General features: G+C 36.0%; 23 protein-coding genes. 19 read left to right on the top strand and 4 right to left on the bottom strand.

The window, feature by feature from the left end:
- Positions 1–100: 100 nt before the first annotated feature.
- The gene (locus NSQ77_RS05665; RefSeq protein ID WP_339229469.1) at positions 101–655 is read right to left on the bottom strand and encodes a cysteine hydrolase family protein; all 555 of its coding nucleotides are present in this window, start codon (positions 653–655) and stop codon (positions 101–103) included.
- A gap of 118 nt (positions 656–773) precedes the next feature.
- On the opposite strand from NSQ77_RS05665, the gene NSQ77_RS05660 reads away from it, so the two are divergent.
- Complete coding sequence (locus tag NSQ77_RS05660) at positions 774–1,214, top strand: Lrp/AsnC family transcriptional regulator (RefSeq protein ID WP_339229467.1); 441 nt, start codon at positions 774–776, stop codon at positions 1,212–1,214.
- Between the two features lie 150 nt (positions 1,215–1,364).
- On the opposite strand, the gene NSQ77_RS05655 is transcribed toward NSQ77_RS05660, so the two are convergent.
- The gene (locus NSQ77_RS05655; RefSeq protein WP_339229465.1) at positions 1,365–1,703 is read right to left on the bottom strand and encodes a helix-turn-helix domain-containing protein; all 339 of its coding nucleotides are present in this window, start codon (positions 1,701–1,703) and stop codon (positions 1,365–1,367) included.
- A 151-nt stretch (positions 1,704–1,854) separates the two neighbouring features.
- On the opposite strand from NSQ77_RS05655, the gene NSQ77_RS05650 reads away from it, so the two are divergent.
- The 15 genes from NSQ77_RS05650 to NSQ77_RS05580 all read left to right on the top strand — a co-directional run bounded on the left by NSQ77_RS05650 (position 1,855) and on the right by NSQ77_RS05580 (position 17,080).
- Positions 1,855–2,724: a hypothetical protein gene (locus NSQ77_RS05650; protein WP_339229463.1), complete on the top strand. Its 870-nt coding sequence runs from the start codon at positions 1,855–1,857 to the stop codon at positions 2,722–2,724.
- 44 nt (positions 2,725–2,768) lie between these two features.
- Positions 2,769–3,398 (top strand): nicotinate (nicotinamide) nucleotide adenylyltransferase, encoded by a 630-nt coding sequence (nadD, locus tag NSQ77_RS05645; RefSeq protein WP_339229461.1) that lies wholly within the window; start codon positions 2,769–2,771, stop codon positions 3,396–3,398.
- Positions 3,399–3,668: 270 nt separating this feature from the next.
- Entirely contained in the window at positions 3,669–4,547 is an 879-nt protein-coding gene (locus tag NSQ77_RS05640; RefSeq protein WP_339229459.1) for a hypothetical protein, read from the top strand.
- 105 nt (positions 4,548–4,652) lie between these two features.
- On the top strand, positions 4,653–5,495 hold the full coding sequence (locus NSQ77_RS05635; protein WP_339229457.1) for a Sir2 family NAD-dependent protein deacetylase: 843 nt from the start codon (positions 4,653–4,655) through the stop codon (positions 5,493–5,495).
- Between the two features lie 23 nt (positions 5,496–5,518).
- Positions 5,519–6,097 (top strand): HD domain-containing protein, encoded by a 579-nt coding sequence (locus NSQ77_RS05630; RefSeq protein ID WP_339229456.1) that lies wholly within the window; start codon positions 5,519–5,521, stop codon positions 6,095–6,097.
- 67 nt (positions 6,098–6,164) lie between these two features.
- A complete protein-coding gene (locus tag NSQ77_RS05625) occupies positions 6,165–7,628 on the top strand; it encodes a nicotinate phosphoribosyltransferase (protein ID WP_339229454.1) in 1,464 nt (487 codons plus the stop codon).
- A 209-nt stretch (positions 7,629–7,837) separates the two neighbouring features.
- Positions 7,838–8,380, top strand: coding sequence for a cysteine hydrolase family protein (locus NSQ77_RS05620; protein WP_339229452.1), 543 nt, complete (start codon positions 7,838–7,840; stop codon positions 8,378–8,380).
- A 38-nt stretch (positions 8,381–8,418) separates the two neighbouring features.
- The gene (locus NSQ77_RS05615) at positions 8,419–8,649 is read left to right on the top strand and encodes a DUF896 domain-containing protein (RefSeq protein WP_339229450.1); all 231 of its coding nucleotides are present in this window, start codon (positions 8,419–8,421) and stop codon (positions 8,647–8,649) included.
- Positions 8,650–8,670: 21 nt separating this feature from the next.
- Complete coding sequence (mnmA, locus tag NSQ77_RS05610; RefSeq protein WP_339229448.1) at positions 8,671–9,786, top strand: tRNA 2-thiouridine(34) synthase MnmA; 1,116 nt, start codon at positions 8,671–8,673, stop codon at positions 9,784–9,786.
- A gap of 360 nt (positions 9,787–10,146) precedes the next feature.
- Positions 10,147–10,869 (top strand): cytochrome c biogenesis protein CcdA, encoded by a 723-nt coding sequence (locus NSQ77_RS05605; RefSeq protein WP_339229446.1) that lies wholly within the window; start codon positions 10,147–10,149, stop codon positions 10,867–10,869.
- A 393-nt stretch (positions 10,870–11,262) separates the two neighbouring features.
- A complete protein-coding gene (locus NSQ77_RS05600) occupies positions 11,263–12,105 on the top strand; it encodes a PRD domain-containing protein (protein ID WP_339229444.1) in 843 nt (280 codons plus the stop codon).
- A gap of 126 nt (positions 12,106–12,231) precedes the next feature.
- Complete coding sequence (locus NSQ77_RS05595) at positions 12,232–14,112, top strand: beta-glucoside-specific PTS transporter subunit IIABC (protein WP_339229442.1); 1,881 nt, start codon at positions 12,232–12,234, stop codon at positions 14,110–14,112.
- Positions 14,113–14,161: 49 nt separating this feature from the next.
- Positions 14,162–15,562, top strand: coding sequence for a glycoside hydrolase family 1 protein (locus NSQ77_RS05590; RefSeq protein ID WP_339229440.1), 1,401 nt, complete (start codon positions 14,162–14,164; stop codon positions 15,560–15,562).
- 50 nt (positions 15,563–15,612) lie between these two features.
- A complete protein-coding gene (locus tag NSQ77_RS05585; RefSeq protein ID WP_339229439.1) occupies positions 15,613–16,236 on the top strand; it encodes a cytidylate kinase-like family protein in 624 nt (207 codons plus the stop codon).
- A 46-nt stretch (positions 16,237–16,282) separates the two neighbouring features.
- Positions 16,283–17,080 (top strand): sulfite exporter TauE/SafE family protein, encoded by a 798-nt coding sequence (locus tag NSQ77_RS05580; RefSeq protein ID WP_339229437.1) that lies wholly within the window; start codon positions 16,283–16,285, stop codon positions 17,078–17,080.
- Between the two features lie 85 nt (positions 17,081–17,165).
- On the opposite strand, the gene NSQ77_RS05575 is transcribed toward NSQ77_RS05580, so the two are convergent.
- A complete protein-coding gene (locus NSQ77_RS05575) occupies positions 17,166–18,317 on the bottom strand; it encodes a CAP domain-containing protein (RefSeq protein ID WP_339229435.1) in 1,152 nt (383 codons plus the stop codon).
- A gap of 316 nt (positions 18,318–18,633) precedes the next feature.
- On the opposite strand from NSQ77_RS05575, the gene NSQ77_RS05570 reads away from it, so the two are divergent.
- Entirely contained in the window at positions 18,634–19,086 is a 453-nt protein-coding gene (locus NSQ77_RS05570; protein ID WP_339229433.1) for an MFS transporter, read from the top strand.
- Positions 19,087–19,196: 110 nt separating this feature from the next.
- On the opposite strand, the gene NSQ77_RS05565 is transcribed toward NSQ77_RS05570, so the two are convergent.
- Positions 19,197–19,610, bottom strand: coding sequence for a MerR family transcriptional regulator (locus NSQ77_RS05565; RefSeq protein WP_339229431.1), 414 nt, complete (start codon positions 19,608–19,610; stop codon positions 19,197–19,199).
- A 363-nt stretch (positions 19,611–19,973) separates the two neighbouring features.
- Between NSQ77_RS05565 and NSQ77_RS05560 the strand changes: the two genes are divergently transcribed.
- Both NSQ77_RS05560 and NSQ77_RS05555 read left to right on the top strand, forming a co-directional pair.
- On the top strand, positions 19,974–21,014 hold the full coding sequence (locus NSQ77_RS05560) for an NAD(P)-dependent alcohol dehydrogenase (protein WP_339229430.1): 1,041 nt from the start codon (positions 19,974–19,976) through the stop codon (positions 21,012–21,014).
- A 161-nt stretch (positions 21,015–21,175) separates the two neighbouring features.
- Positions 21,176–22,285, top strand: coding sequence for a sorbosone dehydrogenase family protein (locus NSQ77_RS05555; protein ID WP_339229428.1), 1,110 nt, complete (start codon positions 21,176–21,178; stop codon positions 22,283–22,285).
- Positions 22,286–22,486: the final 201 nt, after the last annotated feature.

Below are 22,486 nucleotides of genomic sequence, written 5' to 3'. Positions count from 1 at the left end.
AAAACTGTCCATGACGGTAAACTTAAGAAACTAGACCGTCATGGACAGAAACAAACTATAAATTCATAATAACTCCTGCTAATGATTCAGTTAAACGAAATTATTTTTTTTCTGCTAGAAAATCTTCGGTTGATGTTACAGTCGCATACATACTTTCAAGCGCGCCGACAAATGCATAATGAACTTGTTCAGCTGGAACTGCTTTACCTTCATAAGATAATTCTCTTGTAGCGCAAGCATCTTCAATAAGTGTAGTTTCATAACCTAAATCCACAGCAGCTCTTACGGTTGCATCAATACACATATGTGTCATCATACCTACAACCACAACTTTGGTTACTCCCCTTTCTTTTAATTCACTTTCTAATTCTGTTTTTAAAAAGCTATTAGGGAAATGTTTCGTAATAATGCTTTCGTTTTCTAATGGTTGAACAGTATCATTTATCTCAGCACCCTCTGTATCTGGAAGAAAGAATCCTAGTGCTGAATCACTTGCGATATGCTGAACGTGAAAAATATTATCTTTATTATGCTGTCTAAACCATTCTAGAACCTTAGCAGCGTTAGCAGCAGCTTTATCAGGATTGACTAACTCCATTTTTCCATTTGGAAAATAGTCATTTTGAATATCAACAATAATTAAAGCAGTACTCATTATTATCACCTCATATAATTTTTTGATACAATATAATGATAAATGATACTATGGTTTCTATCGATACTTTGATGAAACACTTTTGCAGCAAATCATTTCATGATGAAAGGAATTAATTATGGAACTTGATAACATTGATTTTCAAATACTTCAGCTACTATCCGAAAATTCACGTGTTCAATGGAAAGACTTGGGCGAACAAATTCATATGACAGGACAAGCTGTAGGGAATCGGATTAAAAAGCTTGAAGATAGTGGTGTAATTAAAGCATATTCTTTAATAGCAGATGAAATGAAGCTGGGATTAATCTTTACTGCATTTGTAATAATTTATATGAAAACAGCAAACCATGATCCATTTTTGAGATGTATTAAAGAACGGAAAGAAGTGGTTGAAGCACATCGTGTATCAGGAGAAGGGTGTTACCATTTGAAAGTAAAAGTGAGTACTCAAGAACAATTGAATCAATTTCTTAATCAGATTCTTGAATATGGAAACTATTCTTTGTATTTATCCATAAAAGAAGTTAAACAGCAGAATCCATTGAGTGCAACGTAATAAGCTGACATAAAAAAAGCATGTCTCCAAATTACAAAAAGACAGTACATAATTAAACAAATATTTTAACCCGGGACGAGGATTATCTTCTCCCGGGTTTTTACTTTTGTTTTCCTTTTATTGAGCGAGGTTATAGGAGTACTCTTGCAATTATTTTTGTGGCTGATTATATTCTCCCCATTGACACATTTCCTGAATGATAGGCCATAGAGTTTGTCCTTTCTCAGTAAGGCTATATTCGACCTTGGGGGGGATTTGCGGATATTCCTTACGATGAATAATCCCGTCATTCACCATTTCCTTCAGTGCAGTGCTAAGTGTTTTGAAGGTTATTTTACCTAGCATACGCTGAAGTTCATTATAGCGTACAGCACCATTTTTGGATAAATGATAGATAATTTGCAGTTTCCATTTTCCGCTTATGATAGAAAGAGTGTATCCAAAAAAAGGTTCCTGGTTGTCGGTAGCATTAAAATTAGTCTTTTCCATGTTTATACTATCCTCCAAGATAGTATGCGGTAAAAAAGTGCATACTTGTTAATTAATTTATATCAACTATATAATACATTTAGATTCAAGTAAAGCGATGTTTCAAAACGAAGCTGAAATGCTTTTAGACATAATTGGAGGAATGATTATATTGTTAGATCAACAATATCAAGACCATATAGCAGAATTACATCAAAAATTGGAAGAAGCTGAGGCGATTGTAGTTGGGGGTGCAGCTGGAATGTCCGCTGCGGCGGGATATAACTGGTATCAGACAGACGAAATTTTTTTAAATTACTTTGGAAAATTTGCTGATAAATACGGGATCGAGAATATTTTTTACGGCTTTTACTATCCTTTTGAATCAAGGGAAGAACGGTGGGCTTATATTGCTACTTTAATCAAGTTTGTATACGATGCTGAACCAGGTCAGCCCTATCTTGATTTGGAACAACTGCTTCAGAATAAAAACTATTTCATTTTGACAACAAATCAGGATACGCAGTTTTCAAAGGTTTTTCCTGAAGAGAAAGTGTCTGTGATTCAAGGGGATTGGCGTTATTTTCAATGCAGCAATCGTTGTCATGATCAGGTTTATTTCAATAAAGAGCTAGTTGACAAAATGTATCAAAATATGGAGGAAACTAGAATTCCAACAGAATTAATTCCAACATGCCCACAGTGTGGCCATGATATGGAGCCATGGGTCCGTTCTCGGATATTTTTGGAAGGCAGCTCTTTTAGAAACGAATTAATTAAATTTCAAGTTTATCTTACAAAAAATAAATATAAGAAAGTTCTATTCCTGGAATTAGGTGTAGGAAAAATGACACCAATGTTTATTAAAGAGCCATTTTGGGAGATGACTTTTAGTCTGCCCGGTGCATCCTATATCAGTATTAATCCTATTGATGCGGAAGTGCCTAAAGAGATAGCGAATAAAGGGCTTGCAATTAATGAAGATATTGCGCGTGTACTTCAAGATGTCATGAAAAAAAGAAAAACTAACCCAATGATATAGCGATGTTCTATATGATATGGGGGTTGTTTCAAGGGGAGAATATTGTGGGGAAAGTTGGAATCTTTGGATCATCATTCGATCCAATTACAAATGTCCACTTATGGACGGCAAGTACAGTCGCACATCGTTATAAATTGGATTTTGTCATTTTCCTGCCGAGTTCCCATCAGCGTCCTGACAAGCGGATCCATATTTCTGATGATCATCGTTGGAAACTAATCCGTTTAGCGATTAACGATAATGATAAGTTTGTCGCCAACGATTATGAGATGAATCAGCATGCTTGGGATATTGCTACCTACCATACATTGGAGCATTTTAAAAAAGTATATTCCGATGATGAGGTCTTTTTCATTATGGGGGCTGATCTACTAGTGGATATCGGAGAGGGAAAGTGGAAAAAGACAAAGGAGCTTGTACATGAGAATAAGTTTATTGTCATGGCGAGAAATGATATTGATATGTTAGCTGTGATTGCAAGATCCCCGATTTTGCGCAATGCAGATGATGGTCAAACTTTCCATTTAGTCGACAAAGGACTGGCTATGGAGACAAGCTCAACTTTTATTCGAGATGAATTCCAACAGGGAGGAGAACCGCGATACTTACTCCCTGAGAAATGTTATGAATATATTAAAAACAATAATTTGTATCAAAATAGGGAGAAAGTCTAACAAAAAAGGAATGTTTTTAACCTGATTATCTGTTAGTGCGTAAACATTAAATTTTCGAATATCACTATCCTTTTAGATAGTATACGTCAAAAAAGTGCATACTTGTTTCCTGTTTTATACAAACATTATAATGTATTTAGAAACAAAAAAGGGGATTCGCAGTGCAATAAAGAGAAATATACTTTTAATTGAATCTAAATACTAGCAAAGTGGTGGAAATTTAGATGTTTTTCGACTGCGAATAAAAACCATTAGGAGGATATGTAAAATATGATTTCACAACAATATCAAGACAATATAGCTACATTAAGACAAAAAATTCAAGAAGCTGAAGCAATTGTAGTTGGCGGTGCTTCCGGTATGTCCGCTGCTGCAGGATATAACTGGTATCGAGACGATGAAATGTTTCGAAAGTATTTTAACGCATTTGCTGAAGCGTATGGAATCGATAGTATCTTTGGAGGCTTTTACCATAAATTCCGTACGGAGGAAGAACGCTGGGCATATCTCGCAACTTTGATTAACTTTGTAGCAGAAGTTCCTGTCGGACAGCCATACAAGGATTTAGAACAAATCCTGCAAGATAAAGAATACTTTATTCTTACGACAAATCAGGATACACAATTTTTACAAGTTTTCCCTGAAGAAAAGGTCAGTGCCATTCAAGGGAATTGGACATCGATACAATGCTCGGGCCCTTGTCACGACCAAGTCTATCCTTTTGTGGAACAGGCAAAAGAAATGTGTACCCACATGGAAGGAACGAAGGTTCCATCTGGCATGATTCCCAAGTGCTCGGAATGTGGTGGACCTATGGAACTGTGGGTGCGATCATTTGTATTTTTGGAAGGATCCAAATATAGAGATGAGCATAAAAAATATCGTGAATTTCTTCTTGAAAACCAAAATAAGAAAGTACTTTTTTTGGAGTTAGGTGTTGGACGAATGACTCCGATGTTCATCCAAGAACCCTTCTGGAACATGACTTACAGCTGGCCTGATGCATACTATATTACCATCAATCCGAAAGATGCATTGCTGCCAAAAGAGTTAAATGATAAGGGAACAGCTATTCATGAAGATATAGCGCAAGTGCTGCAGGATGTTTTAGTTGAAATGAAAAAAGAGAAGAAACAAGGTGTACTTTAATAAAGAAGGCTACAGCATTCCAATAAATTGCGATAAGCAAATCAGCTCGTTTGATTTGGACAGGCTTTAAGCGTGCAACTTTAGTATCGTAGGAGGTAAAATTATATGAGTAATATATATTCAGAAGTAATAACAAAAGTCAAAGAGGCTGACGGGATTGTTATCGGTGCAAGTAACGGTCTTTCAATCTCGGAGGGTATTCATATTTTCGCTGAAAACAAGGATTTCATAGAAAACTTCGGTGATTTCCGTGAGAAGTATGGTTTTCGCAGTATTATACAGGGCTGCTTTTATCCATTTCCTTCCGAGGAAGAAAAGTGGGCATTCTTCAGTCGGATGTACGACTACTTTTTATACACTGGGGAAGCAAGTTCGGTAATGAAAAATCTGTATAAACTTGTAGAAGATAAAGACTTTTTTGTAGTTACTTCCAATATAGATGACCATTTCAGACAAGCAGGATTTCCAGAAAATCGCCTCTTTGAGATAGAGGGAAATTGCAGGAATCTGCAATGCATAAATGGTTGTCATGATAAAATTTACTCAGGTGATAACGTATTAAGCGAAATGGCACGAAAACAGGAAAATGGAAAAGTCCCTTCAGATCTAGTTCCTGAGTGTCCAGAGTGTGGCGGTCCAATGCAAGTTCATTTAGAGGTAGACAGAAACTTTTTAAAAGGAGAGGCTTGGCAAGCAAGCTTCAAAGCTTATCAGGATTTTATTGATAAGAACCAAGGGAAAAAATTAGTTCTGCTGGAATTAGGAGTAGGTGCAAGAAATCAATTGATTAAAGCGCCATTTATGGATATAACGAATGCCGAGAAAAATGCTACCTACATTACGCTCAACAAGGGAGAACTCTATATTCCTGAAGAAATTGCTGCGAAATCTATTGGTATCAATGGTGATACTGCAGAAGTATTACAACAATTAGTACAGTTAAAGTAATTGGAAACGGAGAGGAATGAAAGATGTTTTTATCAAATGTTCTTGATGCTCCTGAGTATCTGCCAATTAAGAAAAAGTATGAGCGAATGGTTAGGTATATGGAGAAAAATGTAGAATTTTGGCTGCCAAAAAGTGAATTGCATACGAAAAAACACTGTGCTCGTGTGTTGATGCTTGCACTTCTTATCGGTCACAAAAAGGGGTTAAGTGAGCTGGAACAGGATGCATTAGGAATGGCCGCTATTTTCCACGATTCTCGCCGCATGGATGATGGGATTGATAGGGGACATGGAAAACGGGCAGCAGAGTATTACAAAGCATATTGCCGTGAGAACGATTTGCCTTATGATGAGCGGACCTATTATATCACTTATTACCATGACCAAGATGATGCATTAGGTATATCAGAAATTGAAAAATCACCAAACGTTGATGAACGAGGGCTGTTGCTGTATCGGATTTTCAAGGATGCCGATGCACTAGATCGTTTCCGTTTAGGCCCTGATGGTTTAGATGTAAAATATCTGCGTACTAAAGAAGCTCACGAACTTGTTGATTTTGCGAAAGATCTTTTACAAAAAAGTAATGAAATAAACGAATAGATATGAAATCAAAATTTTTTGTTATTTAGAAGCTAAGCATAATTTGTAATCTTAGGAGGAAATTGTTATGACCAGCTATGTTGATGACAGTTTCGCCCTTCACACAGACCTGTACCAAATTAATATGGCAAAGGTATATTGGGAGGATAATATCCATACCAAAAAAGCTGTATTTGAACTGTATTTTCGAAAACTGCCATTTGGAAATGGGTATGCGATATTTGCTGGGTTAGAACGAATCATCGATTATCTCCAGAACTTCCATTTTTCTGAAAGTGATTTAAACTATTTAGAGGATCTAGGCTACCCGGAAGATTTTGTTGACTTTTTACGAACAGTACGTTTTACAGGAAATGTTCGTGCTATGAAGGAAGGAGAAATTGTATTTGGCAATGAACCGATGCTGCGTATCGAAGCACCATTAGTTGAAGCGCAACTAATTGAAACGGCATTGTTGAATATAGTAAACTATCAAACGCTAATTGCTACAAAAGCCTCTCGCATCAAGCAAATTGCGGGAGAGCAATCTGTTTCAGAATTTGGTACGAGACGTGCACATGAATTCGATGCCGCATTATGGGGGACGAGAGCAGCTTATATCGGCGGTTTCTCTAGCACAAGCAATGTTCGGGCAGGAAAACGATTTGGTATTCCTGTTTCCGGGACACATGCTCATTCCTATGTTCAAGCGTACCAAGATGAATATATCGCTTTTCATAAGTACGCGAAACGAAATAAAAACTGTGTTTTCCTGGTGGATACTTACGATACTTTAAAATCTGGTGTTCCCAATGCAATAAGAGTTGCGCAAGAGCTGGATAACATAAATTTTGAAGGTATTCGATTAGACAGTGGAGATTTAGCTTATCTCTCCAAGGAAGCAAGAAAATTATTAGATCAAGCAGGTTTTGTTGATACCAAAATTATAGCTTCAAATGATCTTGATGAGTATACCATTATGAATTTAAATGCACAAGGAGCGAAAATCGATGCCTGGGGAATTGGCACCAAAGCAATTACTGCCTTCGACCAACCAGCCTTAGGTGCTGTGTATAAGATGGTATCGATGGAAGATGATACTGGACAGATGACCGATCGAATCAAAATTTCCTCGAGTCCTGAAAAAGTTACAACACCAGGATTAAAAAAGGTCTACCGTATTATTAACAAGCTTACGAGTAAATCAGAAGGGGATTATATTGCCTTGGCTTATGAACAGCCTGAAAAAGAGTCTAAACTGCATATGTTCCATCCAGTGCATACGTACATTGGAAGTTTTGTCACGAATTTCATAGCCAAAGACTTGCACGAAGATATCTTTGAGGGCGGCATGCTTTTATATGATTGTCCTCCAGTTGAGGAGATTCAATCATATGCCGAGCAACAATTAGACCTTTTATGGGAAGAATACAAGCGCTCTTTAAACCCGGCAGAATATCCAGTCGATTTGAGTCAAGCCTGTTGGGATAACAAAATGAAAAATATAGAACAAGCTAAAAAGCATAACTTAAAAACGATATCGGCCATTTAATCAAGGACTTCTAAGCTTAGTTTAATTTGGATATCACTTATTTACCCGCTTTAAAAGAGAGAGCGATATGATCGTTGGGAAAAATTCATGGAGGCAGATAGAGACTTATACCGTACTTTATCTGCCTCCATACAACTACATTCATGGAACACTTTATGCGTATCAACTGTAAAGTTATTTCAAAATAAAACTGTAGGAGTTGGTTTTAATTGGCTAAAGAAGCTTTGTTAATCGTAGATATGAGCAATGATTTTGTAGCAGACGATGGAACATTAACTGTTGGCAAGCCCGCACAAGAAATAGTACCTTATATTAAGGATCTGGCGACAAAATTTTTAGAAGGTGGGGAAATGGTTGTTGTATCAATGGATGCACATCAGCCAAATGATCCACACTTTGAATTATGGCCGTCCCATAATGTTGAAGGTACTAAAGGACAACAATTATACGGGGATTTATATGATTGGTTTCAAAATAATAAGGATAATAAAAACCTGATTTATTCCCCAAAAACAAACTATAATGCATTCTTTAAAACAGATTTAGCTGAAACCTTAAAGAATTCAGGAGTAGAAAAAGTTCATACAGTTGGAGTAACCACAGATATCTGTGACTTTTTAACGGTTTCGGGAGCAGATGCAGAAGGGTTCAAAACGGCTATTCATAAACGGGGTATCGCAACATTTACGGATCTTGGAGAGACAATGGTAAACCATATGATGCGTTGCTTCCATACTGAAGTTATTGAATAAACACGAAACGAAATTAGTTAGTTAGGTCGGTGAAAAGCATGATTGACTTGTTACCAAGAATTAATGAGTTAGCAAAGAAACAGCGTGAAGAAGGACTGACCAATGCTGAAAAAGTTGAGCAGCAGGTCCTTCGAGAAGATTATTTACGTGCCATTCGTGGCCAAGTGCTCCACACTTTTTCAGGAATGAAAGTGCTGGATCCACTGGGTAATGATGTCACCCCTTTAAAAGTTCATCGTTTAAAGGTTAAAGGTCAAAAGGATTTATAAGAGAATAGGAGATTAATCGACATGAAGGAAGTATCAAAAGGCGCTCGTGTAGTTGTGGGCATGTCAGGTGGAGTAGATTCTTCCGTTGCTGCAATGCTTCTAAAGGAGCAAGGTTATGACGTAATCGGAATATTTATGAAGAATTGGGACGATACAGATGAATTTGGTGTTTGTACAGCAACGGAAGACTATGAGGATGTTATCCGCGTCTGCAATCAACTAGATATCCCTTATTATGCGGTGAATTTTGAAAAACAATATTGGGATAAGGTATTCACTTACTTCTTAGATGAATATAAAATAGGGAGAACGCCAAATCCTGATGTGATATGTAATAAGGAAATCAAATTCAAAGCATTTTTAGATCATGCCTTAAGTCTAGGGGCTGATTATGTGGCTACTGGACATTATGCACGTGTAGTCAGAGAAAATGGAGAAGTTCACATGTTAAGAGGGAAGGATGTAAATAAAGATCAGACTTATTTCCTTAACCAATTAACAGAACAGCAGTTAAGTAAAGTGTTATTCCCGCTTGGTGATATGGAAAAACCAGAAGTAAGGGAATTAGCTGCACAAGCTAATTTGGCAACTGCGTCCAAAAAAGACAGTACAGGAATTTGCTTCATTGGTGAACGAAATTTTAAGGAGTTCCTAAGCGGTTACTTGCCTGCTCAAAAAGGAAATATGGAAAATTTCGATGGTAAGATTGTTGGACAGCATGATGGATTAATGTATTATACAATTGGACAAAGGCGCGGATTAGGCATTGGTGGAGATGGTGAGCCTTGGTTTGTAATTGGAAAAGATATGGATAGGAATGTTCTATATGTTGAACAAGGCTTTGATCATGAATTGCTATACTCTGACAGCATTATATCTGATAATGTAAGCTGGATTTCTGAGGAAGATACCCCAGATACATTTGAATGTACTGCAAAATTTCGTTATCGCCAGCAAGATAATAAAGTAACTGTTGAACGATTGAATGATTCAAAAGTTAAAGTTATTTTCCATGAGCCGATTCGGGCAATAGCCCCTGGGCAAGCAGTTGTCTTCTATCAAGGAGAAGAATGCCTTGGAGGAGGGACGATCAATCAAGTATATCGTGATAACAAACAATTAACGTATGTAGGATAAATAAGAAACGGAGTGATACATCCGCAGATGATGTTAACCGAGAAAGAAGATTGATAACAAAAGAAGGATAATCACTCTTGCTATATTTAATAGTTTATATTTCAAGAATAATCATTAGATCGATAGACAGCATGGTCTTATATTAAAGCAATCATTTGAAAAGGGAAGCGTAACATGTATCAGCTCAAAACAACTAAAACACTTTCTAAAGAAGAGAGAGATCAAATTAAATCGTTATTTGAGATATACTCTAAAAAAGAAATATTAATGGCATTGCATCAACTTAACAAAAGTAAGGCAAGGTAAAATAGGTACTGAAAAAGTAATGGTTACTAAAGTAAAGGTAATAGGGGGGCTAACATGCAGGCGGATATTTCCATTTTACTTGCGTTTGGTGCAGGTGTGTTATCTTTTGTTTCACCCTGTGTATTCCCGTTATATCCGGCATTTCTATCATATATTACTGGAATGAGTGTATCAGATATCCAGAGCGGTAAATGGAGCGGGCAACGAAAAGCAATGATGCATACCATTTTCTTTTTATTAGGATTTTCAATCATCTATTTAGTGCTGGGATTTGGAACAGCAGGGAGTGCAAGTTTAATTGGAACGTGGTATGTGCAATATGGTGATTTAATCCGGCAAATAGGAGCGATTTTAATTGTATTCTTTGGCTTGGTAACTATTGGAGTATTCCAGCCGAAGTTTTTGATGAAAGACTATAAATTTGGCATTCAGAATAAACCAACTGGATACATCGGTACGATCATAATAGGATTAGCTTTTGCATTAGGCTGGACACCTTGCATGGGACCTATATTAGCAGCTACGTTAACACTTGTTGGTGCAAACCCATCCCAAGGACTATGGTATATGATTTCTTATATATTAGGCTTTAGTATTCCGTTTTTCTTAATGGCATTTTTTATTGCTAAATTTACGTGGATAAAAAAATACAGTAGGATGTTCATGAGAATTGGCGGAAGTATTATGATTATAATGGGAGTTGTTTTGTTTTTTGATAAATTTACTCTTGTCAACGCTCTGTTAGCACCAATTTTTGGGGACTTTCAAGGTTTTTAGTCATTATAAGTACTTAATTTAATGGATTGATTGTCTTGAGGAAAGTCTAATTCTTTACTAAAGGTAACTAGAATTAGGCTTTTTTTATTGTATTTGCTCTAAAGAAAGATCCGTGCTATGATTCGAATTAAAATTTTTCTGAATCCAGAAGTCTAACAGCAAGTTACCTGTGTCTAAAAGCCCGGGACAAAATGATTTGTTGGATTGTTGACAACGTTATCAAAAAAGGATAATATTACTGTAGATTGATTGGATAGTTACTGTAATATAGGCTATACCATTCTCTTCAATCTGATTTATGAAAGTATTTGGGTAGTTACTACAAAGTAGGCTATACCATTTTAATATAATTTCATTGTTGGTTTGGAATAACCTTGGGAGTAGATTTGATTTATGAAAATAGATAAGGTTATTAACAATAATTTAGTTCGTTCATTTAAGGACAATAAAGAAGTACTTGTGATGGGCAAAGGACTGGGATTTCAAAAGCAAAAAAATGATAATATTGATGAAAAATTAATAGAAAGAATATATGTAATAGATGAAGGAGAGAAGAACAGTAATTATCTTGAAATGTTGCTTTCTAACATTCCTTATTCATATATTCAGACTACAAATGAAATCGTCAGGTTTGCAATGAACTCCTTAGATAAAAAATTAGATGATACAATTTGGTTAGCCTTAACAGATCATATTTTCCATGCGATTGATCGTGCTAAAAAGGGAAAAAAGATCAGAAATGCGCTGTTGTGGGAAATCAATAGATTCTATAACCATGAATATTTAATTGCTAAAGAAGCTTTGAATATTATTGAAAAAAGACATGGTATAAGGCTTAGTGATTCTGATGCTGGTTTTATCGCATTGCATTTAGTGAATGCCCAAATGGATGACACTGTAAAGCTTCAGGAAACGATTGAATTTGTAAAAAGGCAAAAGAAAATATTAGATATCGTAAAGTATCATTATGGCATCGAGCTTAATGAAAGCTCCATACACTATGATCGATTTTATACACACATAAAGTATTTTGTAAGAAGAATATCCAAGGGTGAAAAGGTTACAAAAGAAGACTTAGGATTTTTGGATGTAATTAAAACAAAGTACCCTGAAGAATATAAGTGTGCACAACGAATCGAAGAATATGTTAATAAAGAATTGGATAGCCAATTATCAGAAGATGAAATTATATATCTTACAATTCACATAAGAAGAGTTATTGAGGAAAGTATGTAAAACTAAATAGGTTTGGGATTGTTACGAAAGGCTATACCCACCAGTTATAGAAGAGATCACGATTTGATTTCTTTTGTAACCGGTGGGTATTTTTTATTACACAAACTATTAACAGGAGAGATATTTATGGATTTTAAAAATCTTGCTTCTGCCATTTTAGAAAAAGTTGGCGGTAAGGAAAATGTAAAGTATGTCACACATTGTTATACACGTCTAAGATTTAATTTAAATGATGATAGTAAAGCAGATACAAATGGGCTAGAAAGTACAGAAGGTGTTGTCGGGGTTGCGAACAAAGGAGGTCAATATCAAGTTATCGTTGGCACAGATGTAGATTCAATTTATAAAGAATTAGCTAAACTAGGTAATTTTGATAATGATAGCGACGGAAATAAAGTAAAAGAAGATAACAGAGGAAAAATATCAAAGGTCATCGATATTATTGCTGGGATTTTTACTCCAATTATTCCGGTGTTAGCTGGAGCTGGAATGTTAAAAGCGGTAGTTGCAATTATAAATGGCTTTAGTTTGTTATCATCAGAATCTACTATATTACAAATCTTAACTTTCATGGGTGATGCTGGTTTCTATTTCTTACCGATTATCCTAGCAGTTTCAGCAGCAAAGAAATTCCAAGTCAATCAATATATTGCAATGGTTATTGGTGGAATACTGCTGCATCCATCTTTTATATCAATGGTCAAAATAGCACAAGACAATGGTGAAGGATTTGACTTTCTGGGGGTTCCAATTGGTTTAGTCAGTTATTCATCAACAGTTATACCAATTATACTGGCTATTTGGTTTATGTCCTATGTTGAACCGTTTGTCAATAAAATTATTCCGAAAAGTATAAGAATCATTGTAGCACCTTTATTTACTATTTTTATCGTAGCAATTGTAACATTGATTGTATTAGGACCACTTGGGAATTATTTAGGTATCGGTCTTGCGCAAATTTTTACATTTCTAAATGCAAAAGTGAGCTGGCTAGTACCAACACTAGTAGGCGCTGCCACTCCATTATTAGTCATGGTTGGTATGCATTACGGATTAATTTCTATTGGAATCAATGAGCTTGCAACAAAAGGTTTTGACCCTGTTGCAGGACCAGGCATGTTAGTTTCAAATATCGCCCAAGGTGGTGCAGGTATTGCTGTAGGTTTTCGCGCCAAGAATAAAGAACTTAAAGCATTGGCCTCTTCTGCGGGAATTACAGCTCTATTAGGTATTACAGAACCAGTTTTATATGGTGTTAATTTGCGATATAAGCGACCATTAATTGCAGCGATGATCGGTGGTGGAGCTGGAGGTCTATTCTTAGGAATTATGGGAGTTGGAAGGTTCGCTCAAGTACCGCCAGGAATCCTCGCATTACCCAGCTATATTGGACCGGACGGATTCTCAGTATTCATTTACGCTATTATAGGGATTGTTATAGCATTTGTTGTTTCATTTGTGGTTGCATACTTCTTAGGCATTAAGGAAGAAACAGAACAATTATCCGAGAGCATACAAGAAGAAACAGAGACAGTACTAAAAGAAAAAGATAGTGATGATAATGTAATTTACGCACCGATCAAAGGGAAATCAGTTGAACTAAAGGAAGTTAATGATGGTGTGTTTTCACAGGAGGTATTAGGAAAAGGTGTGGCAATTATCCCTGGGGAAGGTAAAGTATTTGCCCCCATTGATGGTACAGTAACAGCCTTGCTTGACTCCCATCATGCGATAGGTATTACAAGTGCGGGAGGGGCAGAAATTCTGATCCATGTTGGAATTGACACGGTACAATTAGATGGTCAACATTATGCACCGAAGGTAACTAAAGGACAAACGATAAAAAAAGGTGATTTATTATTAGAATTTGATATCAATGCAATTAAGCAAGAGGGATATGAAGTAATTACACCTATCGTAATAACAAATTCAAATGATTATGCGGATGTATTAAGTATTACAGAAAAAAATGTGAATGTGGGCGAAGCATTGATTAAATTGCCTTAATGATTAATAAAATAGCAAACTATGTTTTTAAGAAAGGATGTTTATAATCATGAGTTTTCCAAAGGATTTTTTATGGGGCGGTGCAACTGCAGCGAATCAGTGTGAAGGTGCATATAGAGAAGATGGTAAAGGACTAAGCACTGCAGATATAATGACCGGAGCCACTGATAGTTCTCCAAGAGAAATTACAGACGGAATTATTGAGGGCAAATATTATCCTAGTCACAATGCGGTTGATCATTATCATCGTTTTAAAGAAGATATAAAAATGTTCGCAGAAATGGGATTTAAATCCTACCGTATGTCAATTGCTTGGTCAAGGATTTTTCCAAATGGAGATGAAGAATTGCCCAACGAAGCAGGGCTGAAGCATTATGATGAGGTTTTTGATACGTGCCAACAATATGGTATAGAGCCAATCGTGACATTATCCCATTTTGAGACTCCGCTGGGGCTATTGAAATATGGGTCATGGGGAAATAGGAAGGTCGTTGATTTTTATTTGCACTACTGTGAAACATTGTTTAATCGTTATCAAGGTAAAGTTAAGTACTGGCTTACTTTTAATGAAATTAATGTTATGTCCACAAAGCCTTGGATGGCGGCCGGAATTAATTCGGATGACGAACAAATACGTATGACCGCAGCATACCATCAATTTTTGGCAAGTGCAAAAGCTGTACAAATGGCCCATCAAATTGCCCCTGATAATAAAGTAGGTATGATGTATAACGGACATGTGGCTTATCCGGCCAGCAGCAACCCAGAAGATGTGCAAAGAACGAATGATTTTATGCATCAAATGCTATTTTATGCTGATGTTCAATGTCGAGGCTATTATCCAGCGTATAAGTTAAAAGAATTTGAACGAGAAGGAATTGTTTTACCGATTGAGGAAGGAGATTTACAGGAACTAAAAAATGGAACAGTTGATTTCATATCTTTCAGTTACTATATGACGCATGTAGTTGGAAAAGAAACACCGTTAACCTTTAAAGGTTTAAATGGTGTAAAAACAGGATATAAAAATCCGCATCTTAATTTGAGTGAGTGGGGATGGGCAATAGATCCAGCAGGTCTCCGTTATTTACTGAATCTATTATATGATCGCTATCAACTGCCTTTGATGATCGTAGAGAATGGTTTAGGAGCAGTTGACAAAGTAGAGTCAGATGGCAGTATACATGATTCATATCGTATTGAATATTTAAGGGATCATTTAAAAGAAATGAAAAAGGCGATTGATATTGACGGTATACCAGTTATGGGATATACGATGTGGGGGCCGATTGATATTATTTCAGCTAGTACTGGTGAAATGAAAAAAAGATATGGTTTTATATATGTAGATGTAGATGATAACGGAAATGGCACATATAAAAGGACTAGAAAAGATTCCTTTTATTGGTACAAAAAAGTGATTGAATCAAACGGAGAAGATTTAGTTTAAGTATCGATCAGGGAAGTTTTATACTTTCCTGACAAGAAAGGATTGGTATGATGACTAAAAAATATATTGTTTTGACCAGTGAATTTGGCAGTGGTGCAAGACTAGTAGGGAAACATTTGTCAGAGGAGTTAGGAATACCGTTTTACGGTGAGGAAAATTTGTTAATCAAGACAGCAAAAGAATCAGGAATTGAAGAAAATGTTTTAAGAGACTATGATGAGAAATTAGCAAATATGAAGGTTGATGATGACACCGTGCAGTCAACAAATGACAGCAATGCTGATTTATCCAGTAAAATTTTTAAAGCTTATTCCGGTTCTATTTTAAAAGCGGTTCAAGAAGGACCTTGCATCCTTATGGAAAGAGGTGCGGACATCGTATTAAAAGGAAAAGTGGACTTTTTAAATGTTTACACATATACCTCCGATATCAGTAAGAAGATAGAACGCTGTATTCGTGTCTCTGGAGTGGCAGAAGAAAATGCGTTGGACTTTATTCATCAACAATCTAAGCTAAGAGAGCTTTATTATAAATCATTTTCAAACATTGAACGCGGAAAAATGAGTGAGTACGACTTATGTCTTAATACGGACGCTTTTGTAACAAATGCATTAGATATGAGCCAGTGTGCCGAAATAATAAAATCTTCATTGGGAGCAAAGATTAAAAGCTAAGGATCAACTCTTTGAAGAATAATTATATATCTTGATTTTTTGATTGATGGAGATGATTTTTATATTTATCATATATTTCGTCATTGGACTGCTTGCGTCAACACTTGGAGCTGTTGCTGGTTTAGGTGGGGGAATAATCATCAAGCCGGTTTTAGATCTATTTGGGCATTTTGATCTACCTACAATTGGTGTATTATCAGCAGCAACAGTGTTAGCAATGGCAACAATGTCATTAGTTAAATTTAGGAAAAAAGGACATAAGACCGATAAAGTAGTCAGCTCGATTCTTGCGGTGGGTTCAATATTTGGTGGGATTTTAGGTAAAGTAATATTTAACATCATTGCGATTTCTCTTAATATGCCAACTGTAACAGGGTTTATCCAATCTGCAACACTGGCATTGCTGCTTACCTTAATTTTTATCTACTTTATAAAAAAGGATAAGCTTACATCCTTTGTTTTTAAAAATAGACTTATAATATTAACAATAGGTTTTATTTTGGGTTTTCTTTCGGCATTTTTAGGAATAGGTGGAGGACCTTTAAATGTAACGATATTAATATTGCTTTTCTCTATGAATGCGAAGAATGCGGCTATTAATTCAATCTATATCATCTTTTTTTCACAGTTGTCCGCTCTGATATTGATTGCACTTACTACCGGTTTCTCTAGTTATGATTTGTCAATGCTGGTTTATATGATAATAGGGGGAATAATCGGCGGTTTTATTGGGTCTAGTATCGTCATAAAAATGTCCAATACACAAGTTGAAAAAATATTTAATATTTCTATCTTGGTTATTATTTTTGTAAATATATATAACATCGTTAATCTTTTATATTAAATTAATTTAGCGGTATAAAACGAGCCCATGCCTAAATGAAGAGGCTAGATATGTCCAGGCCTCTTCATTTAGCTATCAAAGATTACTATAACCCTTGATTACTAAAAAAACTCTCCGTATAAAATGGTTGGTTGTCGGCATTAAAATCAACACCAATTCCTAACTCATTAAAGCCATTGTGCAATATATTCTCACGATGCCCCAGTGAATTCATTAGACCTTGGTGAGCGAAAATACTGCTAAATTGCCCATAAGCCAGGTTTTCTCCAGCACTTGTGAAAGCAATCTCATCTTCTCTCATTCGATCAAAAGGAGACTGGCCTTGTAAATTTGTATGACTGAAATATTGATTTTCTGCCATATCGGTACTGTGCTTTCTTGCGGTCTCTCTTACATCTTCGTCCCACTGTAAAATAGGAAGATCGTGATTTACACGAGTAGCATTGGTTAAGTCAAATAATTGATATTCAAATCCCTCTTTTAATGCTTCACTGCCAGCTGTATATAGGGTATCTTTCGCAGATTCTAAGTCCTGATCAATTATTTGAATAGCTGTTACTTCATCATCCTCATGAATATCGTAAAAAATCGTTACATAGTTCCCATCTATTTGGTAGACATCGTATTCCCCTTCACTGTTAATTTGGTAGTTAAACCAGCCATTGCGAATCACTTTTTCTGGTTTTCCCAACTTTTCGTTCACAAGAGTTTTTGAGTCTCTTAAGGCTATATCAAACTGTGAAGAAAGCAAATCTTGATTGGTGAACAAACCACGAACAACCTCTTGTTCGTCATAAGCAACCATCATGAAATTCTGGTAGTTTTCATGGTAAGTGGACCAATCTACACCATATTCATTCTCACTTTCACGCATAGACTCTCCATACATTTCTTCAACCTCGTCTTTTGTATCACCCAATCCCACATTTCCAACGGAAAAAGATTGCTCATCTGGCGTTGTTAATTCTGGCTTTTCGACTTGTTCGTGCTCTGGTTCTTGTCCAGAATCGACAATAGAAGCGTAAAAAGATGTTGCTTGATCTTTTACTTTGTCAAAATCAAAGTTAATGTCAAAATCATTATCTATCACTTGGGTGGTAAATTCTTTCGCAGATTGATAAGTATCATAAACGGCTTCAGGAATATATTCACGAACGGAATCTCTCCAAAACGGTTTTGTCCAAAAAGCCAACAATATGATTAACAGCATAAAAAACAGTCGCTTTAAAATATTCATCCCAACCTTTTTCCTTTGCTAGTACTTTGTTCTATCAAAAACAGAATTCTGTTCATGTAACAATCTTAATTACTATATTATATTTATATTGTAGTCAATTCTTCCTTCGCATATCTTTACATTTTACACCCTAGAGTTAACTTTAGAGCAACCCCATATAAAAAAATATCGAATTTCCTGCTGCTCTTTAGAAAAATAAAACCGATAGAATGGTGAAATAAGTATAGAATCCAGTATATCCAAATTAAGATATACTGGATTCTATTATGTTGAACTTTAAATTTTCAATTTATTTGGTTGCGCTTTTCAATATTATATGTCGGCTAATTTAATCAGTATCATGTTGCTTGTGTATGGATTGGCTAATATTGTAGGGAATGTGATGGCTGGCAGATTACTTACAGACTATCCTATCCGTACTGTAACTATTTTTCCTATTGTATTAACCGCTGTTTATCTAATTTTTTACTTTGTGGCTGAACTTACGGTACCTACCGCAATTATTATTTTAGTTTGGGGGATACTCGGGGGGATTGGTGCAAACATCAACCAATATTGGATTACATCATCTGCTCCGAAAGCTCCAGATTTTGCAAATGGATTATTCCTAACATCTGTTGACTTAGGTACCACGATTGGAGCAGGTATCGCAGGAGTTATCATAGCGCAAATTGGAACGAAATATATTTTATTCGTAGGGATGCTTTCGCTGGTGATTGGTTTTATTTTTATTATGCTTCGAAATTCATTGTATAAAATTACTGCATAGTACGTCTTTTTAGTGACTTAGCGATCAGTAGGTTTTTGATTGAATTACAGAAAAACAAATAAAATCATCTGTATTTCATATACAGAATTATGAAATACAGATGATTTATATCAATCAAAAACGGTGTTTCCTATTTTATTGTTTTTATGAACATCCTCTGTTCCTGCATCAAGTGCAATCTTATAATAGTTACATTTATGTTCGATTACATCTAAGGTCTTTTTTAGTTCTTCCATTTGTCTTTCTACAACGGCTTTTTGTTCTATAAATAGTTCATATCTTTGTTTTAATGTGGAATCTCCATCAGAACACCATTCAATAAATGTCTTGATGTCCTTAATAGCCATTCCGCTAGATTTCAAGCATTGAATAATTTTTAATAAGTCCACATCCGATTCCTTAAAAACTCTTGTGCCATTAGCGGTGCGTTCTATAAAGGGTATTAATCCCTCTCTGTCGTAATAACGTATCGTGTGTATCGTGAGATTTAGTTTTTTGGCAACATCGCTGATTGAATAGGTCATTTTTATTTCACCCCTTTTAAATATGAACCTTGAGTTAACTTAAGGTTTGGGAGGGATTTTATCACAGTATTTCAGAAGCGTCAAAATTAATCTATGTACATAGAAAAGCAGTATCTTTTTATAAAACTATATCTTAAAAAGATGCTGTTTGTGTCATAAATCATGAAATGTAAAGTTGAAAAAAAGATACTAATTATTTGCCCTCGAGTTAACTTCATGGGGTAACATGATTCCCTAGAAAAGGAGTGATGGTATATATGGATTAAAAGTGAATTAAAGGAAATTGAATCTTAGGTTATCTTATTTATTGGCATTTACAACAAGCCCAGTATTTTAAAATTATATTATCGGAGGTTTTAATTTATGGTAACTGCTAAAGCACGAGCTGTCGATGGACCAAATCATTCATTTCGAGCAGCTGAAATTAAACGTCGTAACTTGGATAAAAATGATGTACTAATAGAAATCAAATATGCTGGTATATGTCATTCTGATATTCATACTGCTCACGGTGATTGGGGAGAAGTGCACTATCCGCTTGTTCCTGGACACGAGATTGCAGGAATCGTAACGAATATTGGTTCTGAGGTTACAAAATATAAAATCGGTGATCGAGTAGGTGTCGGCTGTATGGTTGATTCCTGCGGGGAATGTGAGAATTGTCTTAAAGGGGAAGAGCAGTACTGCCTCAATGGCAAAATAGATACCTATGCAGCGGTTGATAAATACGGGGATCATACGCAAGGCGGTTATTCCACCCACATTGTCGTATCGGAAGACTTTGTACTCCGCATTCCTGAGAGTATTGATCTTGCGGTTGCAGCACCGTTGCTTTGTGCAGGTATCACAACCTATTCTCCATTAAATCATTGGAAAGCTGGTTCAGATAAAAAGGTAGCAGTTGTGGGAATGGGAGGACTTGGCCATATGGCAGTCAAAATTGCGCATGCGATGGGAGCAGAAGTAACTGTTCTATCCCAAACATTGAATAAAAAAGACGATGGATTGCAATTTGGGGCAGTTGACTACCACGCTACAAGTAATCCGGAAACATTTGAAAAACTCGCGGGCACTTTTGATTTAATTATTAATACAGTAAGTGCAAAAATTAATATGGATGCCTATTTTGGATTACTTACGCTTGATGGCACATTGGTTAATGTTGGTGCTCCTGGAGAACCATTGTCATTAAATGTACAATCTCTTATCGGTCATCGTCGTTCGTTTGCTGGTTCCATGATTGGTGGTATCCGTGAAACACAAGAAATGTTAGACTTCTGTGCTGAACACAGCATTGTGCCTCAGGTTGAAATTATTTCTGCCGATCAAATTGATGAAGCTTACGAACGCGTCCTGGCTTCTGATGTTCGGTATCGATTCGTAATCGATATTCGTACTATGTAGTTTTGTAATTTAGTAACTACTATTGAATAGATAGATTAATTGGAAATTTAATTTGACTATCATTCATACTGGTATCTAGTTAAATAGTTGAATTATCGTTGTAGAACGATAATTCAACTAATAATACCGGAATAGTTCTTTATACGCGGGGAGTGATGAAAATGAAAAGAATGTTATCAGGATATTTAATTGGTGTTCTTTTCCTTATTAGTTGTTCTGCAAATGATGAGGAAAATTCTTCTAGTGATCAAGAAACATTCAATAATTTGGATGATACGCAACAAGAAGAGTTATCATTGCCTATTGAAAGTTTAGAAGTTATTGCAGAGAAGTTGGATGTCCCGTGGTCGATCGAGAAACTGGAAGATACATTCTATTTAACCGAAAGACCCGGTAGTATTGTCAAAATAGAAGGGGGAGAAGCAGAACGACAAAATGTAGAACTCGAGCAAGAGGTATCAACTGCTTCAGAGGCAGGGCTGCTTGGTTTTGTGCTTGCTCCTGACTTTTCTGAATCAAACCTTGCCTATGCCTATTATACGTATGAAGCTAGTGAAGGGCAATATAATCGTATCGTAACACTTCGATTGGAAAATAATATATGGAGAGAAGAGAGTCTGCTTCTTGACCAAATTCCCAGTGGTAATTACCATCATGGAGGGAGACTTAAAATAGGACCAGACGGAACCCTTTATGCAACAGCTGGGGATGCTTCTAATCGTGAAATCGCCCAGGATCTTAATTCATTAGGCGGTAAAATTTTAAGAATGAACCTTGATGGATCAATACCAGATGATAATCCATTTCCAGATTCATATGTTTATAGTTATGGACATCGAAATCCACAAGGGATGACTTGGTCATCGGGGGGCACGATGTATGCCAGTGAGCATGGTGATAATGCCAATGATGAGGTGAACTTAATTGAAGCAGGTCAAAATTACGGCTGGCCGATTATGGAAGGAGAAGAAGAGCAGGAAGGAATGATTTCGCCTTTATATACTTCTGGAAATGAATCGACTTGGGCACCATCTGGGATGGCATATGATAATGAAAAATTATATGTTGCCGCCCTTAGAGGGACTGCCGTTTTGGAATTTGATCTTAAAACAGGGGAATACCGTGAAGTTATAACCGGTCTTGGTAGAATCCGCGATGTACGGATTGAGGATAACTATCTTTATTTTATTAGTAATAATGGAGATGGACGGGGTGCTCCAGAGAATAATGATGACAAGCTTTATAGGATTTCACTGTCAGAATTAGATTAACAACTATCAACCTTGGTAATGTAAATAATGCTATCTTACGAAGAAAAACAATTTAATTGGAAGTTATCGGGAAAGAATCATAAAGGTACTAGATGGGGATTTGAATGAATTTGCCCTTGTGTGTGACAAGGGCTTTAACGTTAGAAAATTTGGCATCCGCTAGGTAAAATTCAAAATTGCAAAAGTCAAGTTAATAAGTGA

The organism is Oceanobacillus sp. FSL K6-2867, from assembly GCF_037963145.1.
Taxonomy (GTDB): domain Bacteria; phylum Bacillota; class Bacilli; order Bacillales; family Amphibacillaceae; genus Oceanobacillus.
This window is presented reverse-complemented; position numbering and strand designations above follow the sequence as displayed.